Source organism: Limnofasciculus baicalensis BBK-W-15, from assembly GCF_024178385.1.
Taxonomy (GTDB): Bacteria; Cyanobacteriota; Cyanobacteriia; order Cyanobacteriales; family Coleofasciculaceae; genus Limnofasciculus; species Limnofasciculus baicalensis.
Genome location: NZ_JAMZMM010000193.1, coordinates 7,630 through 11,603, shown reverse-complemented (window position 1 = coordinate 11,603; position 3,974 = coordinate 7,630). Strand labels below are relative to the sequence as shown.

The window sequence follows — 3,974 nt, the reverse complement described above, 5'->3', positions numbered from 1 at the left end:
GGGTAAAAGAATCTATTGGAGTTGCGGTTTTTGCCTATTGAAGGGAATAAAGATTGTTTTAAGGTGAGTGTGGAGGGTGCTTCGGGAGAAGTCCATTACCAACCTGATTTGCCTTTTGTTGATGGTGAAACTACCGATATTCAGGATAGAAGTTTTACTGTTGTTAAGGTGTTAGAGTCAACTAAGTTTAATGGGGATAATTTTCCGGAAGCTGAAGAAGATTGGATGGTAAGAGAGGGACTTTTACTGTCTGATAAGAGTGCTTTTCCTCCTCAATATTTGGCTAATATTGGGCGTAGATTATATCAAATATTAGGTCAAAAGATTCAGCAAGTGATTGAGATGGGGGTAAGAGATGCAAAACGCGATCGCACTTTTTTACATATTCGCTTGCGGTTCCCTTCAGATGCTCCTAAATATATCCGTTTGACTGATTATCGTTGGGAGTTACTTCATAATGATTATGATTTTTTAGCTCATCAAGGTGTAACTTTTTCTCGCTATATTGCTTATCAAAGTCCTCCTCCTAATTTACCATCAGTTGCTCGTCTTAATATCTTATTGATTTCTTCGGGTATTGGCGATAAGAATATAGGGCTGCCATCTTTACCTCCTCTTGAACGAAAAGCGATTGCTTCTGGATTGCAAAAGGCTGAGGCGGAAGGGAAAGTTAAACTGGATTTTCTTGATCCTCCCACATTGGATGGATTGCGGCAAATAACAGGGAAACTTCCTCATGTTATCCATTTTGATGGGCATGGCTTTTTTGGCAAGCGGTGTAATGAAATGGGATGTCGGAAAGCTTATAAACAAAAGGAAACTCAGTGTGGATGTGGTGCTACATTGGGAGAAGCTCAAGGTTATTTGGTATTTCAGAAATCAGCGAGAAAAGCTGATTTTGTAAGTGCTAGAGAAATTGGTGAATTATTAGGTAATTTACAGCGTCGAGAAGAAGGTAATTCAGGAGAGGGAATTGCTTTGGTTGTGTTGAGTAGTTGCCGGAGTGGGATGTCTCGTTTGAGTGAGAGTGTTTTTAATGGGGTGGCGCAGAATTTGATTGGTAAAGGTATTCCGGCTGTGGTGGCAATGACTTATTCTGTTAGTGTATCTGCTGCTAGTGCTTTTTCTGAATATTTTTATCGTTCTTTGGGAGAAAAAGATTCCTTAGCTGTGGCTTTGCGGCGGGGACAAAGTGCGATGGGAATTGAATGGAATCAGTGGTATCGTCCCATTTTGTATCTCCGTTGGGCGGATAATCAGGGAGGGCAATTGTTTAATTTGGATGAATCTGATGTTTTACCGACTCAACCCGCTATTTCAGTTACTCTTCCTCAATCTCCACCACTACCCGATAATCCCCATAATGAGTTTTATAAGAAACGTATAGCTGCCAAGGAAGCAGAATTAGCTAAAGTTTAATCTCAGTTGGAGGAAGTTATCAGTCAAGATGAAGAATTAAAATTTGAAAGAAGGGCAGAAAGGCTTTTGCAGGAAATTCAAAATCTCAAAGCTAAACTGAATCCCTGATAAATTTTATTGCTAGATCTGGACTTATGGAGCTACATTATATATAGTGGGAATGGTGCATTAGCGTAGCATAACTGATAACTTGTCTAATTGTCAGTAGAGCAAGAAAATCCGCCATGGAATTAATTCAACACCTAATAACTTAAGTCCATTAAAATGGACTAACACTCTCATTCAGTCGGTTTCAACCGACTTGAGCTATTAGACAGTGGTTTTAACCACTGTCGGGTTATCGGAAGGCGTGCAAGTTATTGGCATAACGCACCCTACGGATAATAGATTTTATTTGGTTAATTGAGTATATAATAAATAGCTGCAATCATGACAGTAGGTACTGAGATAACAAGAGAATATCTGACAAAGCGTATAGCGACAAAACAAGAAGAACTTGCTAAGGTAGAGTATCAGTTGGAGGAAGTTATCAATCACGATGATGAATTAAAACTGGAAAGAAAAGCACAAAGGCTTTTGAAGGATATCCAAGATATAGACAAGCAGCTTAAGGAATTGGAACGCAGTAATTATAGCCCAAATATCCGTTACTTAAACTTAGAGAAAAGCTTTCAAAAGATTGACTTTCATCAAGCCAAAAAGATTGCCAATTCAATTAATAATAAATTGGATGATGCTAGTGGGGCGATTCTTTTGTTTTTACAAAGAAGTACAAAACAGAAGGGCTGTTACTGTCTTGATGAAGTGTTAGATTTGATGGTTCGCGATCGCAAAGTGGGAGATGATATTATTGGGGATTTCCGATCTTATCCCATCGACTTAGGTTCGCCAATTTCTGAATTTAATGAGGTGGAGTTTTCTAAACGATTGGCAAGTCATTTAAGCTCAGATTCAGGAGCATGTTTGCCAAAGAGTATAGAGAGACTTTGCTTATCTCTCCGGGGTGGTAGTACTATATTTATTAGAGTTGAAAATTGGGATAGTGTAATTGACCAAGAAAATTTCTTAGATTGGTTTATCAAGGAATTTTGGCATCCTTTAATTAGCGATCTTAATCCTATCTTTGGAGAATTTGGTAAAATTAGATTTATCGTGGCACTTGTCGCCAAAAGTAAAGTTTTCGATGATTGTTCGTATTTGTCACCTTGTTTTTGTACAGCAGATACATTTCAATCAGGCAAGGCTATTGAACTACCACTACCAGATTGGACAGTGGAGGATATCAAAAAATGGTTAATTAATTTTCGAGGATTGTCTAATGCAGAAAGTTTAAAGTTAGCCAAGCAGATTCATCGCGAAAGTGAAGGTACGCCAGATACTATTTGTTCTATTTTGGAGAGGGATTTTAAGATATGACAGGATGGCAAAGATTAGAATTTACAGGTAATTTTAATTACCAAATGGAAAATCCACACCCAGATTCACCAACTAAACCAGAACCTTATGTGGTTTCTCCACAATTAAAGAAAGCTGTAAACTTAGCAATCTATCTCAGACGACCATTATTATTAGAAGGAGATGCTGGGTGCGGAAAAACTCGCCTAGCTTCAGCGGTGGCTTATGAATTAGGAATACCCCTTTATCGTTGGGATATACGCTCAACAACTAAAGCACAAGATGGACTTTATGAATATGATGCTATCCTCCGATTGCATGATGTTCAAACTCAGAAAGTAGCACCAGTCGAGTTAGTAAATGAAACTGAAACTGATGATGGGGAAAAGGAGGTAAGGATAAATCGCAATCCTGCTAACGCCAAACATTATCGTAAATTTGGGGCTTTAGGGAAAGCATTTAGATTGCAGGATTCTCCCGCAGTAGTGTTAATTGATGAAATAGATAAAGCTGACTTAGATTTTCCCAATGACTTGCTAGCTGTATTAGATGAGCCTTGGGAATTCAAAATTAAGGAAACAGGAGAAACAGTTACGGCTAGGGAAAAACCAATTACGATTATTACTAGTAATAAAGAAAAAGGTAATTTGCCCGCACCATTTCTCCGCCGTTGTCTCTATCACTATCTAGACTTTCCTAACAATCCGGAACAATTGCAGGAAATTGTGGATAAACACTACCAACTTTCTGGAGAAACACCACCATCGTCTGATTTGGTAACGATAGCAATTAATCGCTTTCTCCATGTATGGAATGAAGGTGGACTGTTTAAGAAACCGGGAACCAGCGAATTTTTGGATTGGCTGAAAGCACTCCATACATTTGATTCAAAGCCTTATAATCCTAAACAACTGGAAAAAGATCAACTGTTGCCTTATCGAGAGTTGTTGTTTAAGCTTCAGCAAGATTGGAAAAAATATGCTAAGGCTTGATAATATTAAGTGTTTAGGCGATAATCCGACAGAGAATAAATTCTTCGGCGATAATCCGACAGAGAATAAATTCTCTGTCTCATAGCTAAAGTCGGTTGAAACCGACTAAAATTCTTCTTCAGTCGGTTTCAACCGACTTTAGCTGTTAGACAGTGGTTTTAACCACTG

At 38.4% G+C, this 3,974-nt stretch carries 3 protein-coding genes; all 3 read left to right on the top strand.

The window, feature by feature from the left end:
- Positions 1-30: 30 nt before the first annotated feature.
- Positions 31-1,419 carry a CHAT domain-containing protein gene (locus NJ959_RS18065; protein WP_254013133.1) on the top strand — a complete coding sequence of 463 codons (1,389 nt, stop codon included), beginning with the start codon at positions 31-33 and terminating at the stop codon, positions 1,417-1,419.
- Positions 1,420-1,848: 429 nt separating this feature from the next.
- Positions 1,849-2,835 (top strand): hypothetical protein, encoded by a 987-nt coding sequence (locus NJ959_RS18060; RefSeq protein ID WP_254013132.1) that lies wholly within the window; start codon positions 1,849-1,851, stop codon positions 2,833-2,835.
- Positions 2,832-3,806: an AAA family ATPase gene (locus tag NJ959_RS18055; protein ID WP_254013131.1), complete on the top strand. Its 975-nt coding sequence runs from the start codon at positions 2,832-2,834 to the stop codon at positions 3,804-3,806. Before NJ959_RS18060 ends, NJ959_RS18055 begins: the two co-directional genes overlap by 4 nt.
- The last annotated feature ends 168 nt before the right edge of the window (positions 3,807-3,974 follow it).

Excerpts from the sequence above, each read along its gene's own strand:
- NJ959_RS18055 (WP_254013131.1), top strand. The coding sequence starts at position 2,832 with ATGACAGGATGGCAAAGATTAGAATTTACAGGTAATTTTAATTACCAA.
- NJ959_RS18060 (WP_254013132.1), top strand. The coding sequence starts at position 1,849 with ATGACAGTAGGTACTGAGATAACAAGAGAATATCTGACAAAGCGTATA.